At 74.3% G+C, this 18,949-nt stretch carries 12 protein-coding genes; 7 read left to right on the plus strand and 5 right to left on the minus strand.

Annotated elements, in window-relative coordinates:
* Positions 1 to 73 precede the first annotated feature (73 nt).
* The 6 genes from ACFVH0_RS25465 to ACFVH0_RS25490 are packed head-to-tail and all read left to right on the plus strand — an operon-like array spanning position 74 to position 9,899.
* Complete coding sequence (locus ACFVH0_RS25465; RefSeq protein WP_385823693.1) at positions 74 to 1,012, plus strand: hypothetical protein; 939 nt, start codon at positions 74 to 76, stop codon at positions 1,010 to 1,012.
* Positions 1,009 to 2,697: a SpoIIE family protein phosphatase gene (locus tag ACFVH0_RS25470; protein ID WP_385823695.1), complete on the plus strand. Its 1,689-nt coding sequence runs from the start codon at positions 1,009 to 1,011 to the stop codon at positions 2,695 to 2,697. The genes ACFVH0_RS25465 and ACFVH0_RS25470 overlap by 4 nt, the downstream gene beginning before the upstream one ends.
* On the plus strand, positions 2,697 to 4,322 hold the full coding sequence (locus tag ACFVH0_RS25475; RefSeq protein WP_385823697.1) for a VWA domain-containing protein: 1,626 nt from the start codon (positions 2,697 to 2,699) through the stop codon (positions 4,320 to 4,322). The genes ACFVH0_RS25470 and ACFVH0_RS25475 overlap by 1 nt, the downstream gene beginning before the upstream one ends.
* Positions 4,319 to 5,341, plus strand: a complete 1,023-nt coding sequence (locus ACFVH0_RS25480; protein ID WP_385823698.1) for a hypothetical protein — start codon at positions 4,319 to 4,321, stop codon at positions 5,339 to 5,341. Before ACFVH0_RS25475 ends, ACFVH0_RS25480 begins: the two co-directional genes overlap by 4 nt.
* Complete coding sequence (locus tag ACFVH0_RS25485) at positions 5,338 to 6,420, plus strand: hypothetical protein (RefSeq protein WP_385823700.1); 1,083 nt, start codon at positions 5,338 to 5,340, stop codon at positions 6,418 to 6,420. The genes ACFVH0_RS25480 and ACFVH0_RS25485 overlap by 4 nt, the downstream gene beginning before the upstream one ends.
* Positions 6,417 to 9,899: a hypothetical protein gene (locus ACFVH0_RS25490; RefSeq protein ID WP_385823702.1), complete on the plus strand. Its 3,483-nt coding sequence runs from the start codon at positions 6,417 to 6,419 to the stop codon at positions 9,897 to 9,899. Before ACFVH0_RS25485 ends, ACFVH0_RS25490 begins: the two co-directional genes overlap by 4 nt.
* Here the strand turns inward: ACFVH0_RS25490 and ACFVH0_RS25495 are convergent.
* The 4 genes from ACFVH0_RS25495 to ACFVH0_RS25510 form a co-directional block, all read right to left on the minus strand.
* On the minus strand, positions 9,889 to 11,673 hold the full coding sequence (locus tag ACFVH0_RS25495) for a protein kinase (RefSeq protein WP_385823704.1): 1,785 nt from the start codon (positions 11,671 to 11,673) through the stop codon (positions 9,889 to 9,891). The two genes, ACFVH0_RS25490 and ACFVH0_RS25495, sit on opposite strands and share 11 nt — an antisense overlap.
* A gap of 87 nt (positions 11,674 to 11,760) precedes the next feature.
* Entirely contained in the window at positions 11,761 to 12,783 is a 1,023-nt protein-coding gene (locus tag ACFVH0_RS25500; RefSeq protein ID WP_385823706.1) for a serine/threonine-protein kinase, read from the minus strand.
* Between the two features lie 113 nt (positions 12,784 to 12,896).
* The gene (locus tag ACFVH0_RS25505; RefSeq protein WP_385823708.1) at positions 12,897 to 13,676 is read right to left on the minus strand and encodes an ABC transporter ATP-binding protein; all 780 of its coding nucleotides are present in this window, start codon (positions 13,674 to 13,676) and stop codon (positions 12,897 to 12,899) included.
* On the minus strand, positions 13,669 to 14,613 hold the full coding sequence (locus tag ACFVH0_RS25510; RefSeq protein ID WP_385823710.1) for an ABC transporter permease: 945 nt from the start codon (positions 14,611 to 14,613) through the stop codon (positions 13,669 to 13,671). Before ACFVH0_RS25510 ends, ACFVH0_RS25505 begins: the two co-directional genes overlap by 8 nt.
* Before the next feature lie 160 nt (positions 14,614 to 14,773).
* Between ACFVH0_RS25510 and ACFVH0_RS25515 the strand changes: the two genes are divergently transcribed.
* Complete coding sequence (locus ACFVH0_RS25515) at positions 14,774 to 15,379, plus strand: TetR/AcrR family transcriptional regulator (protein ID WP_385823712.1); 606 nt, start codon at positions 14,774 to 14,776, stop codon at positions 15,377 to 15,379.
* Between the two features lie 12 nt (positions 15,380 to 15,391).
* On the opposite strand, the gene ACFVH0_RS25520 is transcribed toward ACFVH0_RS25515, so the two are convergent.
* A complete protein-coding gene (locus ACFVH0_RS25520) occupies positions 15,392 to 18,922 on the minus strand; it encodes a CDP-glycerol glycerophosphotransferase family protein (RefSeq protein WP_385823714.1) in 3,531 nt (1,176 codons plus the stop codon).
* Positions 18,923 to 18,949: the final 27 nt, after the last annotated feature.

Below are 18,949 nucleotides of genomic sequence, written 5' to 3' on the forward strand. Positions count from 1 at the left end.
CCGGAGTTCCGGCAGAGATGTGCCGGGCGGGCGGCCGGTGGAACGGCAGGAACGAGAACGTGGGGGCGTTTGCGTGTCGGAGTGGGGTTCGTTCATCGACGAGGCGCCGTCCGGGCAGTCTCCGCCGCCACCGCCCGACCACCCCCCGGCCGGGGCGGGCACCGGCGGCGACGACGGCTGGGGCAGCTTCGCCGACGAGACACCGGCGGCGGCAGGCGCACCGCCCCCGCCCTCCGCGCCACCACCGGCCGCGCCACGCCCGTACGGGGTTCCGGTCCCGTCCCCGGAGGTCGCCGCCTCGCTGCTGACCGCCGGGGAGACCTTATGGGCGCAGGTCGACGGGGCGGACGCCGTGCTCGGCTCGGGCTGCCGGGTGGCCGTGGTGCGGGGCGACGACGGGGAGGCGGCCGCGGACGGGTTCAGCGGCTGGCGGCCGGTGACGGTGGTCGATCCGGCCGCGCTCACCGTACGGCTGGTGCCACTGGCCCTGGCCGAACCGCCCGTGGGCACCGCGACCCCGGTGTCGGAGCTGTACGCGGACCCCGAGCCGTACACCGCCGCCGAGCCCGGCCGGGCCGGGGTGTTCCCGGTCGGGCAGGGCCCCGATCTCGACGCCCTGTTGCACCGCGTGCAGGAGGAGGAACGGGCCCGGGTACGGGCCGATGTCGAGGCCGATGCCCGGCGCGCCCGGCGGGAACTCGCGGATGCCAAGGCGGAGTTGAAGCAGCGGGCGGAGGCCGCCGAACAGCGGGCCGCCCAGCGCGAGCGGCGGGCGCAGGAGGCCGCGCGGCGCGCCCAGGAGTACGCCGAGCAGCAGATCGGGGCGGCGCGCGACGAGGTCGCCCAGGCGGTGTGGCAGTGGCAGGAGCGGGCCCAGCGGGCCGAGGCGGAGATCGCCCGGCTGAGCGGTGAGCTGGCCAGGGCGGAGCAGGCGGGTGTCCTGCGGCATGTACTGGACCGTCGCCGGCGTGCCGGGGGCGGGCGTGATCAAGGGGGCACGAGGGGGACATGAGCGTGGAACTGCCCGCAGGCGTACCGGAGTCCGCAGACGCGTCGGCGTCGGCATCGAACGCCGCATCGGAGTTCGGTGCAGTGCCGGAGCCGGGTGCGGCGCTGCCGTCCGGCGCCGCGTCGGAGCACGGTGGTGCGCCGGAGCACGGCTCCGCGCCGGGGTACGGCGCGGCGTCGCAGTACGGTGCCGTCGCGTTGCCGGAGATCAGGGTGGAGTGGCCGGAGGCGCTGGCCCCGGCCCTGCGCGACAGTGTGGTCGAGGCGCACAGCCTGGACCGCGAGGAGCTCGTCGCGGCCCTGCCCGGACTGTGGCGGGCGGTGGACGCGGCGCTCGATCTGGCGGGGCCCGGAAGCCTGGTCGCCGAGTCCGTGCGGCACGACGCGTACGAGGGATGGCAGGTGGCCGCGCTGCCCCGCTACGACCTCGACGGGCGGATCCGGCCGCGCGGCCGCCGGGAGGGCACGCAGCACGGGGCGCCGCAGCTCAGGGACCGGCGGGCGCTGGTCCGGGCGCTGGTGGGCGCGGTGGCGGAGCGGCCGTGTCTGGACGTCCGGGACGCGCTCCAGATGCTCGAAGTGTTCGCCGGGAACTTCCCGCCGGGGCTGGACGCGGTCTGCCGCCGGCTCCTCGGCCACGAGCTGCGCCAGGGGGTCGCCGCCGGGCTCGCCCCGCTGCACGAGGCGCTCGACCGGCGTGCGCCCGGCGGGGTGTCCACGCTCTGCTACCGGGAGAGCGCGGTGGGCTCCCGCAAGGCGAAGGGTGATCCGGCCACCGACAACGAGGACACCGCGGGGGCGCTGACCGGGCCGAGCGGGGTGCTGCGGTGCGCGGTCTTCGACGGGGTGACCGGCGACGGCGACGGCTCGGGCGGCACCGCCGCACGGGCGGCGCTGGAGCAGGCGGTACGCCGGTGGCGGCTGGAGGAGGCGGCGACCGGGCGCGGTGGCGCGGGCGGGGACGCGGCGTTCGCCGGGGCGGGGCAGGGCGACGGCCCTCGGCCCGACACACTCGGGGGAGCCGGAGCCGGAGCCGGAGCCGGGGCCGGAATCGGAATCGGCGCCGGGAGCATGGCTCAGGCCGCGGCCGGGGCCGTGCCGGGGGAGGCATCCCGCCCCGGTGAGCTGATCTCGGGGGAAGCGTTGCGGCCCGGTGAGCTGATGGCCGAGCTGGATGCCGCTGTCGGGCGGGCCACCGCCCACGGCAGCGCGGCGGCCGTCCTCGCCACCGTGCGGCCCGATGGCACGGCGTCCGTCGTCTCGGTGGGCGACGCCGAGGCATGGCTGATCCGGCCACTGCGCGTACCGGCGAGCGAAATCCCGTACACGGCCTGGAAGTTGACGCCCGCCCACACCGGGTTCGCGGAACGGCTGCGGGTCACCGCCGATGCCGAGGGCGAGGAGTCGCAGCTCGTTTCCTTCCTCGGCGGCGGTACGGCCCGCTGGGCCCACCGGACGTTCCGGGTCGCGCCCGGGGATCTGCTGCTGCTCGCGTCGGACGGCGCGACCGAACCGGAGCGGGACCGGTGGTTCGGTGCCGTGCTCGCGGAGCTGACCGCGCAGCTCGACGCGTCCGGCCGACCGACCGCACCCGCGCTCGCCGCCGCGCTGGTGCAACGCGCCGAGGCTCTGGGCGGCTGGGACAACGCGACCGCGCTGGTGTGCGCGGTGGGGGAGGCGAAGGACTGATGACCACCGAGGACATCAAGATCACCGCGGACCGGCAGGAGGTGCACCTCGGCGAGGAGTTCACCGTTCTGATCGCCCCGCGCGAGCTGGGCCGCGGCGACCGCGTCGTCGAGGGCGTCGCCTATGTCATCGCCGTCGACGACAGCTACTCCATGGAGATCAGGGCCGATTCGAGCACCGACGAGTTCGCCGACCCGAACAACCCGGACGACGCGAGCCGCAAGCAGGTCGCCGAGGCCGGTGTGCGGGAGCTGGTCGCCGCACTGCCGCGCGGCGCCCACGTCGATGTGCTGACCTTCGCGCAGCACACCGGGCTGCGCTTCTCCGGCACGGCGGGGGAGCTCCAGCGCCGCGGCCGGTGGAACGGCAACATCGACGACGAGCGCCGCTGGACCAACATCGAGGGCGCGCTGCAACGCGCGTACCAGCAGCTCGACCAGCAGCGGGCCGCCTCGCGCCGCGTGGTGCTGTTCAGCGACGGCATCCCGAACTTCGGCGAGACCGACCCCGGCCGGCTCGCCGCCCTCGCCCGCGACGCCGCCGACCGCGAGCTGCACACCGATGTGATCGGCATCGGCGCCGGCGCCGACTTCGGGCTGCTCGAACGCCTCGCGCCGACCGGGCTGCCCGAGCACGTCGCCTCCCGCGCGGGCGCGGCCGAGGCGATGAAGCAGATCACGGCCAGGTTCGCGGCCTTCGGCAGGGACGTGGTGGCGGGCAGCGGCGAACTGTCCCTGGAGATCAACCCGAGCTTTCCGGTGCTCGGCGTCTACCAGCTCGACCCGACCCGCCGCCGGGTCGACGGCGCGCTCGCGGACGGCGGCGGGCGGCGGCCCAGCCGGGTGCGGCTGAAGCTCGGCGCGATCGGCGCGGGGGAGGAGGGGCAGCCGCTGTACGCGCTCAAGCTGCGGGCGCCCGAGCGGATCAGCGCCGGCCCGATGCCCGTGCTGAAGGCGACCGGTTCCATCGGTGCGGGACGCGACGCGCGGCAGCTCGCCCCCGGCCAGATCGCGCTGCGTACGGTCGACAACCCCATGTCGCCGATCCTCCAGCCCGACCTCAAGCGGCAGATCGACGCCGTCGAACTGGACCGGGAGATCAGCGGCCGGATCGCGGCGGCCGCCTCGAAGGCCGAGCGCGAGCGGATCTACCAGGAGGGCGTGGAGCGCGCCCGGCGCATCCCCGACCCCGATCTGGCCGCCGCCTACCAGCGGGCGAGCGGCGGTCTGCGGGACGGGCTCGACCCGAAGGACGTGGCGAACGAGGCGCGGGCGGCGTCCAGCCGCAGCTCCACGAAGTCCAAGCGGGAGTGGTTCCAGCAGATCCCGGTCGAGACACCGGACGAGATCCGCGCCCGGCGCCGGCAGCAGAGCCTCGACGACGACGATGACGACGAGTACGGCGACGGCGCGTACGGGAGCGGCACGTACGGCAGCGGCGGCAGCGGTACGTACGGCAGCGGCACCTACGGCAGCAGCGGGACTCACGGCAGCAGCGGCAGCGGCGGGTACGGCGGTGGCGGCGGCAGCGGCACGTACGGCAGTGGCAGCGGTACGTACGGCGCGCCGCCCGCTCTTCCGCCCGACGCCCCCACCGCACCGCCGCCCGGCCGGGGCTCGCGGTGAGTCTGCCCGGCGTCATCATCGACGCCTCGAACGTCGCCGCGACCAGGAAGCGGCCCTGGCCCTTCTCCCGGGTCGTCGAGGTGCGGGACGCCTGGCTGCGCGACCACCCGGGCAGCACCGCGATCGCGGTGCTCGACGCCACCGTCCGCCCGTTCCTCGACGAACAGCACCTGGTGAAGCAGGCCGAGCGCGAGCAGTGGCTCGAAGTCCACCAGGGGGACGCGGACGACCGGATCCTCGCGCTCGCCGCGCAGTTCGGGGCCGCCGTCGTCTCCAGCGACAACTTCCGCTTCGCCCGCCGGGAGCACTCCTGGCTCCAGGGCAACAACTCCCGGGTGTGGTCGGTGCGCAGGGTGCACGGCCGGGTCGTGTTCAGCCCCCGCCACCTCGGCATCGCCACGGACGAGGAGATCGAGCGCGACCGGCTGCACAAGCTCGACAAGGCCGGGCTGCTGCGCGAGGACGCCGAGGAACGCTTCCAGTGCACCGACCCGGCGGGCACCTGCCTGCGCGGCGGCACGGTGCTGCTGCCGCGCCAGGTCAACAAGGACGGCAACCGCTGGTTCTGCCGCTCGTGCGGTTACGAGGCGGTCGAGGTCGTCGTCGAACCGCCGGTGCCCGAAGGGCTGGACGCGGGGCCGGTCCAGGTCACTGTGCAGCACGGCTACACCGTCCGCACGACGGTCACCGTGCCGCCGCAGGGGCTGATGCTGGGCCGGGCCTCGCGCAGCCGGCCCGGCACCACCGATGTCACCGCGGGGCTCGGCGCCGACCGGGCGGCCGAGATCAGCCGGGCCCATCTGCGGATCTTCCTCGACGACGACGGCAGACCGCTGGCCGAGCACCTGCCGGAGAACAACGCCTCCTTCCTCAACCCGGAGCTGGACTTCGACGGACTGCCGCGCACCGCCCGGCTGGCCGCCGGAACGCCGTACGCGCTGGAGGACGGCGACGAACTCCACCTGGGGCCGGGCACCGTACGGCTGCGGATCAGCAACGGAAGCGAGCAGGCCGAGTGAGCGAGTTCAGTCCCGGCTGGGTGCGCGCCGAGCATCCCGACAATCTGGGCTCGCCCCGGCTGGCCTGGCTCCCCGAGAGCTACGGAGAGGACGGCCGCTTCCGCACCAAGAGCCTCCTGGCCGGGGCCGGCCAGGGGTACGCCGTACTCGCCGAGGACCGCTGGTCCGGCGGCGACGTGGTGATCAAGGGCCTGTGGTGGTCGCAGTCGGTCCTGGACGATCCGCGCAGCGTCCACGGAGCGCTGGGCGAGCAGAAGAAACAGCGCGACCAGGGGCTGCGGGCGGCCCGCCAGGCCGCCCAGCTCACCCAGCAGTGCCCCGTCGTGATCAGCGTCGAGTCCCAGCCGTCCCCCTCCCTGATCGCGACCGGCGGACACGGCGTGGTGGGCAGTGGCGACGTGCCGTACGAGAGCTTCCTCGTGCAGCAGTTCATCGGGCACCACGGCGGCATCTCGCGCACCCTTCAGCAGGAGATCGACGCGCGGGCCAAAACACACCGCCGCTTCACACCCGATCAACTTCTCGATCTGGCCGATCAGTTGTGCAACACCCTCGCCGCGCTGCACGCCGACCGGCACAACGGCGACGAGCACTCCAAGGGCTGGATCCACGCCGACATCAAGCCGGAGAACATCCTCGTCCTCGGTCCGCCCGCCCGGTACGTGCTCATCGACTACGACGCCGCCGTCCAGATCGGCGAACGCATCCGCACCACCACGAGCGCCTACGCCCCGCCCTCCGCCGAGGGCACCGACGAACCCTCCGAACTCGCCCCGGCCTCCGAGCGGTTCGACATCTATATGCTCGGCGCCACCCTCGCCCACGCCGCCGCGCTGCGCCGGCTCACCGACCGGCAGACGCGCGAGCTGTACGCGGAGGACTTCGACATCAGCGCCCCCGCCCGCCGCTTCATCGCCAATCTGCGCTACGGGCCGATCCTCACCAACGCCCTCACCACCTGCCTGTCCGCGAAGAAATTCCGGCTGGCCACCGTCGACCGGGTCCGGATCGACCTCGCCCGCGCCCGCAGCGCCACCGCCCTGCAGTCCGCGCTCCGCTCCCTGGGAGAGCACCGATGAACCAGCCGGGAACCGCGACGACCCGTACCGGAGCCGGTCCCACGCTCTCCGGGCTGCTCACCCGTATCCCGGGCCGCTCCGGCCGCAGCTGGGAACCGCACACCGTCCAGCTGCGCCCCGGCCATCTGCGCTCCTCGGGCGCCGCGGCCGTCCGCGCCACCCGGCTGGTGAAGGACGAGGACGCCGACGCGTACGGTGCGCTGCGGGTCTTCCCGAACCGCAAACAGCGGGGCCGGGCCGCCGCCCTCCTCGCGACCGGCAGCCCCGTCACCCCCGCCCTCCTGGACATCGTCGACCACCCCGGACTGCCGCCCGCCCTCGTCACCGCATGGTCGCCCGGCGCCTCCTCCGTACCGCTGCACGCGCTGCGCGAACGCGACGACCTCGACACCATGCTCGCCGCAGGCCACCGCTGGACCCCCGCCGAGGCGCTGCACACCCTCGTCCCGCTCGGCCGCGCCCTGGACGACATGGCACACGCCGGATTCACCCCGCTGGAGCTCTCCCCGGACCACCTCGTCCTCAACTCCGGCTCGCTCGCCCTCGTCGGTCTCGGCCGGCACGGCTACGTACCGTCCGAGGGCCGGATGCCTGGGCCACAGGGCATGTCGCTGCCCAGCGCGCTCCTGCTCGGCGAGGACCTCCCGCCCGCCTCCGCCACCGGCCAGGACACCACGGTGCGCTGGCGGGAGGTGCAGCTGCGCGCCCTGACCCGGCTGGCCGGCTGGATGGCCTGCGGACTGCCGCCCGCCGCCTGGGGCCCGGTGCACGGCCCCGCCGACCTCGGCGGCTATCTGTCGGCCGCCGGATTCCAGCGGGTGCCCGCGCTGCGCCCCGGACAGCTCGCCGACACCCTGGCCCGCGCCGCCCGGCACGAGGAGGAGGCCCGCGCACTGCGCGACTTCGCGGAGGCCGAGGCGCTGCTCGTGTACGACGACGCCGCCCAGGACTCCGGCGGCGGCAACCGCCTCGACATCAACCCCGAGGTGCTGCGGCTGGGCCTGCTCCACGACCACGGGCCCAAGGTGATCGCGCTGGCCGCGTTCGAGCAGCGGCGCCTGGGCACCCGTACCGCCACCCTGCTCTCCGGCGCCGGCTGGGTGCTGCTGAACCCCAAGGAGTTCGCCGCCCAGGTCTGCCGGGCCGCGGCCGCCGCGCCCCGGGCCCGGCTGGTCGTCGCGGGCCGGATCGGCGGCGAGGACCTGCGGCGGATCGAGGCGGTGCGCGGCGGGCGCGCCCAGCGGGTCGACCCGGACGACCTCGCGGGCTCCGTACCGCGCATCGCGGGCCGCCCCGCCGACCAGCTGCCGTACCTCACCGACCGGGACATGGACGCCTACTCCGCCGAACTCCTCGGCGGCGTCAGCGGCCAGGCGATGCGGCGGCGGACCTTCGCGGCGGGCTGGACCCTGGCGCTGGGCGGCGCCGACCAGATGCCGCCCCGCCAGCGCGGGAAGCTGCTGGACCAGATGACCGACTGCTTCGGCACCAACACCGAACTGCTCGTCGCGGTGCGCGCCCGGCAGAACGCCCCCGGCATGCGCAAGCAGAACCGGCTGCTCGACGAGGCCCGGATGCGGCGCCTGGTCGCCGCCCTGTCCGGCGTGCCCGGCTCCGTCTTCCGCGACTGCCTGATGTCCGCGCTGCTGGGCCCCGCCGCCGAGGACCTCTACGACGAGGCCGCCCGCCGGCTGCTCCCCGTCGCCACCCGGCTCGCGACGGTCTTCGACCCGGACCGTCCGGTCGCCGCCGGTGCGCTGCCGATGGAGGACGCCCTGCGCGAGCGGCCCGGCATCCGCCGGGTCGGTCTGTACGGGCGGCTGTGCACCGCCGTCACCGAGGTCGACCCCGCCAGGCTCGCCGCGGCCGTCGCCTCGATGGACGACACGCTGGTCGCGGTGCTCTCCGAGATCCCGGCGCCCAGCCTCCAGTTCCTCGCCGGACGGCTGGAGGACCCCGAGCTGCTCGAACTGCTCGGCCCGCACCTCCAGGGCGACGACCTGGACCTCCTGTCCCGCTACACCCCGCAGATGTGGCGGATGCTCCTCGACGGGCTGCGCCAGCCCGAACACCTCGGCACCCTCGGCCTCGGCTGGGTCCAGATCGCCGCCCAGGACCCGGCGGGCACCGTCGACGCCCGGGTGCTGCTGAGGATCGCCGCCGACGCACAGGTACCGGGCCCCGACGCGGTACGCGCCCTGCTCGGCACCGGCCCCGAGCACTGGGCCACCGTCTGCGCACACCCGCGGCTCGCCGCCCGCTGGCTCGCCGAACAGGGCGACCTCGACATCGCCGAGATCGTCGCCGACTTCCCGGACCCGGCCGCCGCCCTCGCCGCACTCGGCACCGAAGGACTGCGGCACGCCCATGAACTCGGCCTGGACCAGCGGGCGATGACCACCCTCGGCGGCTACGCGGACGAGCTGCGCCGCCCGCTCGACGAGGTGCTCGTCGCCTTCCAGGAGCGCGGTTACGAGAGCGAGCAGGCGGGCCCGTTCGGCACCGCGGCCGCCGTCGAGTGGTCCCGGCTGCAACTCGGCCGGGGCAAGGCGCTCGGCTGGGTCGTCGGCAACGTGGTGGAGCGCCCCGGCAAGATCCGTGACTGGGCGGTGGACGGTACGGGGCTGGGGCGCCGGGTCACCGAGGCGGTGCTGGGCGCGCCCGGCACGGCCGCCCCCGTGCTGGAGTCGCTGCTGGCCGACCCCGCCCTGCTGCCCCTGCTGGCCGGTCTCGGCAGCCCGCGGCAGCGCGCCGCGCTCCTCGACCTGTACGCCGCCGAGCCCGAGGCCGTGCTCGATCCGCGGGCCCGGCGCGAACTCCCGATGATCCTGGCCGCCCCGGACCCGGGCGACGCGCTGCGGACCCTGCTGCGCGAGGGACTCGGGGTGATCGCCCAGCAGTTCGCCGACCGGCTGCGGCTCAGCCCCGAGCAGCGCCGCGCCCTGGCCGGACTCGCGCCGCTCACCGGGGTGCTGGCGCCGCCCTCGCTGGAGGCCGTGCTGACCGTCGGCGTCCGTTTCGGACCGCGCGTCGCGGTCACCGCGGCCGTCGTCGAACAACGGCTGCCGGGCGCCGCCGACGCCCTCACCGCCTGGGGCCCGCGCTGGCTGCCGCTGCTCGCCGGCCCGGCGGGGGAGCGGGTGCTGCGGCTGCTGGTGGAGCAGCGGGAGCGGCACGGCGGGCAGAGCGGGCGGCTCACCCCGTGGCTGCTCGCGGCGGGTGAGGACGGGCTCGCGCTGGTGGAGCGCTTCGGTTCGGACGCGCTCGACCTGGTCCTCGCCGCCGACGCGCCGCCCGCCGACGCCCGGCTGCTCGGCGAACTGCTGATGCTGCCGGGCCCCTCGCCCGTACTCCACCGGCTGATCACCGCCCACGGGCTGCCCGCCGCCACCTGGTCACGGGCGGCGGCGCTGCTGGCGGGCGGGGAACCGGAGGAGCGGGTGCTGCTGCGGCTGTGGGGGCGGGCGGCTAGCCGTTGATCTTCCAGAGGGTCAGCGAGCCCTCGTAGGTCGGGGTCTCCTTGTTGTCGTTGAGCACGACCTCGGCGATCTTCCACTGGGCGAGATTGCCCTCGGACGTCACGCTGCACATCAGGTCGCCCGCCGCGATGGTCTTGTCCTTGACCAGCGTCTCGCTGGGGACCGAGCTGGGCAGGGGGTTCTGCTCGGCGGCGGTCCGGCACTCCTCGGGAGAGGCACCGCTCGCCTTGCCCAGGGCCCGGTCGAGCCTCAAAGTGTCGTACTGCGCGCTGAGTTCGAGATCCTCCGAGTCGATCTCCGCGGTGGGGTCCACCCTCGGGGCGTCCAGGTCCACGTACGTCCAGTCCAGGCCGGACGGGGTGCGCAGGGTCAGCGGTTTGTCCTGGAAGACCAGGGTGTACGAGGGGGCCGCGGGGTTCTTCGGCTTGGTGCCGGACGGCGAACCGGCGGGATCCGGCGCGGTGGATCCACCGCCCGTGCCGGTCTGCCGGGACCGCTGCGGTCCCGGTTCCTTGCCGTCGGCGCCCTGGTTGCTCCTGTCGTCCGATTTGTTGCCGACCACCCAGACGGTGCCGCCGATGCCCGCGGCGAACGCGACCGCCACGGCGGCGATCAGCAGGGCCGGCCGTCCGCGGCGGGTCCTGGCGGGGCCGGTCGCCGGGGCCTGCGGGGGCGGCTGGTGTGCCGGGAACGGTCCGGTGCTCGCACCCGTGGCATGCACGGGCGGCACCGTGTCGGGCCACGCGCCGCTCGCCGCCGGCCCCGTGCCGTGCGGCGGTACGGGATCGGCGGGCGGCACGGTGCCGGTGGCGTACGGTGCGGACGGCGGCGGGCCCGGCGGGTACGTGGGCTGCGCCGCCGGGTCCGCCGGCTGCGGGGGCAGTTGCGCGGCCTGTTCGCGGCGGGCGATCTCCGCGGCGACGGGTTCGGGGAGCCAGCTGCCGGACTCCCGCGGCGGCCCGCCCGCGGCCCGCTCGCACAGGGACATCAGCTCGGCGGGGGTGATGCGTCCGGCCGGGTCGGCGACCAGGCAGCGTTCGAGCAGAGCGCGCAGTTCGGCCGGGTAGCCGTCCAGCCGGGGCGGACGGCTGGCGGTGTTGGCGATCTGGGTGGCGACGGTGAGCGCCCCGCCCGCACCGTAAGGGTGCCGTCCGGTCGCCGCGACGGCCGCGATCAGCCCCAGCGAGAAGACGTCCGTGGCCGGCCCGACCTCTTCGCCGAGCGCGTGCTCCGGTGACATGAACTGCGGTGTGCCGATCACTCCGCTGCCGGTGAGCTGCGTCGCGTCGGCGGCGCGGGCGATCCCGAAGTCGATGACGTACGGGCCCGTCGCGCCGAGCAGGATGTTGCCGGGCTTCAGGTCGCGGTGGACGACGCCGGCCGCGTGGATGGCGGTCAGCGCCTGTGCGGTGCTGCCGACGAGCCGGAAGACCGTGGGCAGCGGCAGCGGGCCGCAGGACTCGACGGCCGCCTGGAGCGCCAGTCCGGGTACGAACGCCGAAGCCAGCCAGGGAAGCGGGCCGGAGGTGTCGTGGTCGACGACCGGCACCAGGTGGTAGCCCTGCACGCGCCGGGCGGCCTGCACCTCCTGGTCGAACCGACGGCGGAATTCCGGATCGTCGCCGAACTCGCGGCGGATCAGCTTCAGCGCGACGGCCTGGCCGCCCCGGGTGTGCGAGAGATAGACGGTGCCCATCCCGCCCTCGCCGATCCGGGCGATCAGCCGGTACCCGGCGATCTCGCGCGGATCCTGGGGGCCGAGAGGTGTGAGCACGTCGCCGGTGCCGGTACTGATGGGAGCCTCCCCCGCTCATCACTGCAAGTGTGCCGGATGAGACTACGACAAGTTCCGAGTCGTCAATCAGCGATCCTGCAACGGAGTTCGGCGGACCCGGCGATTCCATTCGGCGGCCATCGGGTCACGCACGGTCGGCACATAGGTGGGGGTGTACGAGGACGGGCGGGGCCGGGTCGCCGTCTCGATCCGGGCCACGGCCGAGGCCACCGGGTCCGGCAGCCAGCCGGTGAAGACCCGCAGGCCCAGGTCGCCGTCCGCGCCGAGCGCCCGCCGGCAGGTCTCCGCGACCTCGCGGGCGGCGGGGCGCTCCTCGGGGCGGGCCGCCAGACAGCGCCGGAGCAGCCCGCGCAGCGGCTCCGGGTGGTGGTCCAGCCGTGGGGGCTCGCGGTCGGTGTCCGCGATGCGGGCGGCCACCGCGAGGCCGTGACCCCGGCCGTACGGGTGCTCCCCGGCGGCGGCCTCGGCGGCCAGCAGCCCGAGCGCGAACACATCGGACGCGGGCGTCAGCGGCCTGCCCAGCGCGTGCTCCGGCGACATGTACTTCGGGCTGCCGATCAGCCGCCCCGCCGTGGTGAGGGTCCGGGTGTCGGCCGCCCGCGCGATCCCGAAGTCCAGCAGCCAGGGGCCGCTCGCGGCGAGCAGCAGATTGCCGGGCTTGATGTCCCGGTGGATGACCCCGGCACCGTGGACGGCGTCCAGCGCACCGGCCAGGCAGCCGGACAGCCGGAGCACCGCGGCCGTGGGCAGCGGACCGTGCGTGCCGATGACGGTGTCCAGCGGCAGGCCGGGGACGTAGTGGGTGGCGAGCCAGGGCTGCGGACCCTCGGTGTCGTGGTCGACGACGGGCACCAGGTGGTACCCGGAGACCCGGCGGGCGGCGGCCACCTCGCGGGCGAACCGCACCCGGAACTCCGCGCTTCGCGCGTACTCCCGGCGGATCACCTTCAGGGCGACGGGGTGGCCGCCGCGGGTGTGCGAGAGGTAGACGGTGCCCATCCCGCCCGCGCCCACCCGGCCCCGCAGCACATAGCCGGAGATCTCGCGCGGATCATCCGCCCGCAGCGGTCCCGGCACGCCGTCCTGCATGTGTCCCCCCTGAGCGGATCCGGGGCCTGAAGCAACCTCTACGACGCAACCCCGTTGTGCGGCAGGGGAGTTTATCGCCCCCCGCCGGCACGCCCCGCTTCCCGCCGCCCCGGCTACTTCTTGCCGGAGGTGAACTTCTCGTACGCCGCCACGACCTCGTCCGCCGGACCGTCCATCCGCAGCGTTCCCGCCTCCAGCCAGATCGCCCGGTCGCAGGTCTCGGTGATCGACTTGTTGCTGTGGCTGACCAGGAAGACCGTGCCGGCCTCCTTGCGCAGCTCGATGATCCGTTCCTTGCTGCGCCGCTGGAACCTGGCGTCGCCGGTGGACAGCGCCTCGTCGATCAGGAGGACGTCATGGCTCTTGGCCGCCGCGATGGAGAAACGCAGCCGGGCGCCCATGCCGGAGGAGTACGTACGCATCGGCAGGGTGATGAAGTCGCCCTTCTCGTTGATGCCGGAGAAGTCGACGATGCTCCGGTAGCGCTCGCGGATCTGGGTGCGGGTCATGCCCATCGCGAGGCCGCCGAGCACCACGTTGCGCTCACCGGTCAGATCGCTCATCAGCGCGGCGTTCACCCCGAGCAGCGAGGGCTGGCCCTGGGTGTGCACCCGGCCCTTCGTCGCGGGCAGCAGACCGGCGATGGCCTTGAGCAGGGTCGACTTCCCCGAGCCGTTGGAGCCGATCAGGCCGATGGCCTCACCCTTGTACGCGGCGAAGCTCACCCCCTTCACGGCGTGCACCTCGCGCACCCCGGGGGCCTGCCGGCGCGAGACGATCCGGCTGAGCGCCGAGGTGGCGCTGCCCTTTCCGGTACGGGCGCCGTTGACCTTGTACGTGATGTGGACGTCGTCCACGACGACGGTCGGAACCTGCTCGTTGATGTCAGCCACGGCCGTACCGCTCCTCCGCCTGCCAGAAGTACACGAATCCGCCCACGCCGCACACGAGCGCCCAGCCCGCGGCGATCGCCCAGACATGCGGCGGGAGGTGGGACGCGCCGAAGCTGTCGATGAGCGCGAACCGCATCAGATCGATGAAGACTGCGGCCGGATTGCACTCCAGCATCACCATCACGAAGTGCGGGACACGGTCGCCCTTGAGCATCGTGTCCACGCTCCACATGACCCCGGACGCGTACATCCAGGTCCGCAGGATGAACGGCATCAGCTGGGCGATGTCCGGCGTCCGGGCGGCCAGCCGCGCCACCACCATGGAGACACCGGTGTTGAACACGGCCTGGAGGAGCAGCGCCGGAACGGCGAGCAGCCAGGACGGCTTCGGGAACTGCCCGAACCCCACCAGGATGAGCACCAGCGCGCCCAGCGAGAACAGCAGCTGCTGGAGCTGTTGCAGGGCCAGGGCGATCGGCAGCGAGGCGCGCGGGAAGTGCAGCGCCCGCACCAGCCCCAGATTGCCGCTGATCGCCCGGGTGCCCGCGGTGATCGAGCTGCTGGTGAAGGTCCAGATGAAGACGCCGGTGACGAGGAAGGGCACGAAGTCCTCGACGTTGCGCTTGGTGTTCATCAGGACGCCGAAGATGAAGTAGTAGACCGTCGCGTTCAGCAGCGGCGTCATGATCTGCCAGATCTGGCCGAGCTTCGCCTGGCTGTACTGGGCGGTCAGCTTGGCGGTGGCGAACGCCGTGATGAAGTGCCGCCGCCCCCACAGCTGCCGGATGTACGCCGCCAGTGAGGGCCGGGCGCCGCTCATCGTGAGTCCGTGCCGGGCGGCGAGCGCGGCGAGCTCGCCCGGTGCGTACACCGGGAAGGGCGCCGCGCCGCCGGAGGTGTCGGCCGGGGCCGCTGGGGTTGCTGTCTGGCTCACCACGATCGCTTTCGACGGGAGGACAGGAAAGGAGGAGGACAGGAAGGGAAGGCGGAAAGGCACCCGCGATCGACGGAACGGGACCGTATCGTCGCAACGCCGAGGGTAGGACGCATTCACGTCGCAACGCAACCGTTCCGTCGTCACGGACTATGATTCGGCCATGACCACCGACCCGGGAACCCGCCGCCGTGTCCCCGCCGGAGCCGCCGTGCTGCGCGAGGACGTCACCGATGCGATTCGCAGCGCCGTCTTCGAGGAGCTGGCCGCGGTGGGCTTCGCACGGATGTCGATGGAGGGGATCGCGCGGCGCGCGGGCGTCGGCAAGACGGCCGTCTACCGCCGCTGGAAGTCCAAGCTGGCCCTGGTCCTCGACCTGGTCTCGGCCGTCGCGGCCCAGGGCATGCCGGCACCGGCCACCGGTTCGCTGTACGGGGACGTCCGGGCGGTGCTCGAACTCGCCTCGTACGCCCTGCGCCACCCCGTCGCCTCGCAGGTCATCCCGGACCTGCTGGTCGAGGCGGCCCGCAATCCGGAGATCTCCGAAACGATCAAGGCTGCCCTGCTGGACCCGCAGCAGGGCATCGCCGCCATGGTCGTACGGGACGCCGTGGCCCGGGGCGAACTGCCCGGGGACAGCGACCCGGACCGGGCCCTGGACCTGATCGTCGGCCCGCTCTACTGGCGGCTCGCCGTGGTGCGCGGCCCGCTGCCCAAGGGCTATCTCGACGACCTGGCGGCCGCCGCGGTCGCCGCCCTCAAGAGCTGACGGGCAGGGGCTCTACCCCTCGGCCGCCAGCAGCCGGTCCGCGACCCGGGCCGCCGCCCCGCCGTCGTCCAGGTCGCAGAAGTCCCGGCGGAAGCTCTCGTACGCGTCCGCGTGCCGGGCCGCCGACTCGGCCAGCGAACCGGCGTCGCGAAGGAGCGCGGAGACCTGGTCCGCCCCGGCGAGCAGCGGGCCCGGCGCCCGGTTCTCGAAGTCCAGACAGAAACCGCGCACCGTGTCCCGGTAGTGCGCCAGGTCGTAGGTGTGGAAGAGCATCGGGCGGCCGGTGTGCGCGAAGTCGAACACCAGGCCCGTGTAGTCCGTGACCAGCACATCGGCGATCAGCAGCAGCTCCGCGGTGTCCGGGTGCGCCGACACGTCGAGCACACCGGCCCGCTCGGGCACGCTGCCGGTCACCCTCGGATGGCGGCGCACCAGTACCGTGTGGGCCGATCCGATGGACCGGGCCAGCGCGACCGGGTCGAGCGCCGCGTCCCAGCGGTAGCGGGGCCGCTCGCCGCCGGCGCCGCAGGGGTGGGCCAGTTGATCGCGGTAGGTCGGCGCGTACAGCACGACCCGGCGGCCGTCCGGGATGCCGAGCCTGCGCCGTACCCGCTCCGCGGTCTTGGCGCGGTCGGGCGAGAAGAGCAGATCGTTGGCGGGGGAGCCCGCCTCCAGGACCTCCCCCCGGTAGTCCAGCGCGCGGCGCAGCAGCGGGGTGGTGTGACGGCTCGGGGAGACCAGGACGGACCACTGGGCCGACCGGTGCGGCAGCGTGTCGAGCTCCTGGTGGTCGGCGTACAGGGTGCCGGCCAGATCCGCGCCGAAGCGGCCGAGCGGAGTGCCGTGCCAGGTCTGCACGACGGTCTGGCCGGGCCGCCGCTCGAACCACTCGGGCAACTGGTCGGCAGTGACGATACGCCGGGACCTCGCCAGCGCCTCGTACCAGGCGGCGCTGTGCTCGATGACCGGGACGGCGGTGGGCGGTACGTGACCGTGGACGCCGTCGGTGACCCAGAGGTGCTCCGACTCCACGCCCCGGCGCAGGAGTTCGGCGTGCACGGCGCGCGGTGAGTCGCCGCCCGTGTAGAGGACCGTGTCCCGCAGCGGCATCGCGCGGCGGGACGGATAGTGCCTGCCCCGCAGCTCGGCCCGGCGGAACGCGCCGCGCTCGGCGAGCGGCGGCACCGGCCCGGCCCGCAGGGTCAGCCGGTCGCCGGATCTGCGGTCCAGGGCGAACTCCCGGCCGGGCACGGGGGCCGCGGCGACCGGGCCGCTCCGGCGCAGCGGCAGCCGGGCGGCGAGCCCGGCCGGCACCCTGACCGGACGGCCGCCCAGATACGCCTCCCAGCGTCCCTCGTACAGCCCGGCGGCCACTGAGGGCGCGAGGAACGCGGTGAACCGGCGCCCCCCGTAAGCCCCCTCGCGCGCCTTCCCGTCCGCCCCCTCCGGCAACCCGGCGCGCCGCACGTCATGGGTGACGGGCACCGACACCGTCTCGCGCAGCGTCTCGTGCCGCAGCAGCAGGCGGTCCGGGCCCTCGTCCTGCCGTACACCCGTACCGGCCCCGGTCACCCCCTCCACCCGCAGCGCCCCGTCCGGCGTCCACACCGCCCCGTCCACGAACGGCTGCCCGCTCAGGTCCAGCACCAGCTCGCCCGCCGCGTCGGCCACGACCGGCGGCGCCGACTCCGGGGCCACCGCGAGCGGCACCCGCGTCCCGTCGGCCAGCACCAGCCGCGCCCGCCACCGGCCGCCGGGCTCCGGCTCGACCTCGCGCGGCGCCCGGTGCGGTGCCGGTGGCACGGCCGCCATCAGGGCGAGGTCGGCGAGCGGGATCCGCACCGTGAAGCGGCCGTCCGGCCGGCATTCGACGGGGTGGCCGAACTCCTGGTCCGTCACCCCGTCGCAGGTCAGCACCAGGGCCTTCGGCCGGGCGCCCCCGTACAGCCGGCCGGTCAGCTCCAGGCTCCTGCCGAAGCGGTGGGACTCGCAACGGGCGGGCAGCTGAGCCAGGGTCAGCCGGAGCCGCCCGCCCGGGTAGTCGAGCACCGCGCGCCGTCCGTCGCCCAGATCATGGACGAGCGGCTGGGCGGCCCCCGTCTCCACGGCGCGCACCGCCACCCGGCGGACCGTGCCCTGGGCGGCCACCATCATCCCCACCATCCAGCCGCCGGGCCGCAGCCGGCGCGGGTCGAGGGTCATCTCGAAACCGGAGTGGTCGTAACGGTGCAGCTGCTGGCCGGAGTCGACGGTCGCCTCGGGCGCGAGCACGCTGCGCACCGGCACCGTGCGCAGCACCTGACCCTGGGTCGCCCGCACCATGCCCACCCGCAGCGAGTGGCGGGGCGTCGCGGCCGGCAGATTGCGGATGTACGCGTATCCGCGCAGCCGCAGCTTGCCTTCGTCGTCCCAGCGCGCGTCCAACAGCCTTGCCACGGCCGGGAGATCATTACGGGCGAGGCGGGCGGTGTCCGGGATGCCGGGGAAACCGGCCAGCCGCCGCCCCGGCACCCCGCCGACCGTGAACGTCCCGGCGCCGTTGGCCCGTTCGAAGGCCAGCACCTCCAGCAGCTCCGGGAGCCGGTGCTCCTTCACCAGCTGCCACTTGATCCGCAGCGCCACCGGGAACTCATGGGGCACGGCCCGGTCCGCCCCGTCCAACCGCTCCATCCGGTCCAGGAACGCCCCCGCGTCCGTCATGAACGCCTCCCGGTACTCGGGGCCGCCCATGGGGAGCCCCTCCAGGAAGTACACGAAGTCGTCGCGCAGGCACGACAGGTCGTAGCGGCGCCGCGCACCGCCGTTCGCCACCCCGCCCCGGCCCGCCAGGAACGCGCTGACCTGCTCGCACGCCGAGATCCGGTCCCGTACGCCCTTGACGTCCGTACGCCGTCGGGTGATCGAACCCTCCCGGACCCGCCAGTAGTAGACGTGTTCGTGCAGCACGTCCACCGAGCCGGCCAGGTAGTGCGCCGGGATCATCACAGGGGTGTCCTCGTAGAGCTTCCCCTCCGGGAAGGCGAAGGCGTGCCGGTCCCAGAAGGAGCGCCGGAACACCTTGTTCCAGGCGACCCGGTCGGCGAGCAGCCGGGGGTCGCGGCCGATGTGGGTGCGGGCCCGGCTGCCGGTCAGCCAGCGGTACTGCCAGGCCTGCTGGCGCCCCTGCTCGGTCAGCCGCCACACATTGCCGGTCGCGAGGTCGGAGCCGGTCGACTCCAGGGAGGCCAGCATCCGCGCGTAGCCGTCGTACGCGACGACGTCGTCGCTGTCGACGAACGCCAGATACGGCACGTCCGGCCTGGTGTGCCGCACGCCGGTGTTGCGGGCCGCGCTCAGCCCGCCGTTGGGGCGGCGAACGTAGCGGAAGCGGCGGTCGAAGGCGGCGAAGGACTCGGCGATGGCCGTACTTCCGTCCGTCGAACCGTCGTCCACGAGGACCACCTCGATGTCGCCGACCGACTGTCCGGCCACCGAGCGCAGGCAGTCCTCCAGGTAGTCCTCGACGTTGTGGACCGGGACGACGACACTGAGGCGCGGCTTCATGACCGGTCAACCGGGGCGGACGCCCCG

The organism is Streptomyces sp. NPDC127117 (assembly GCF_042677325.1).
Lineage (GTDB): Bacteria > Actinomycetota > Actinomycetes > Streptomycetales > Streptomycetaceae > Streptomyces.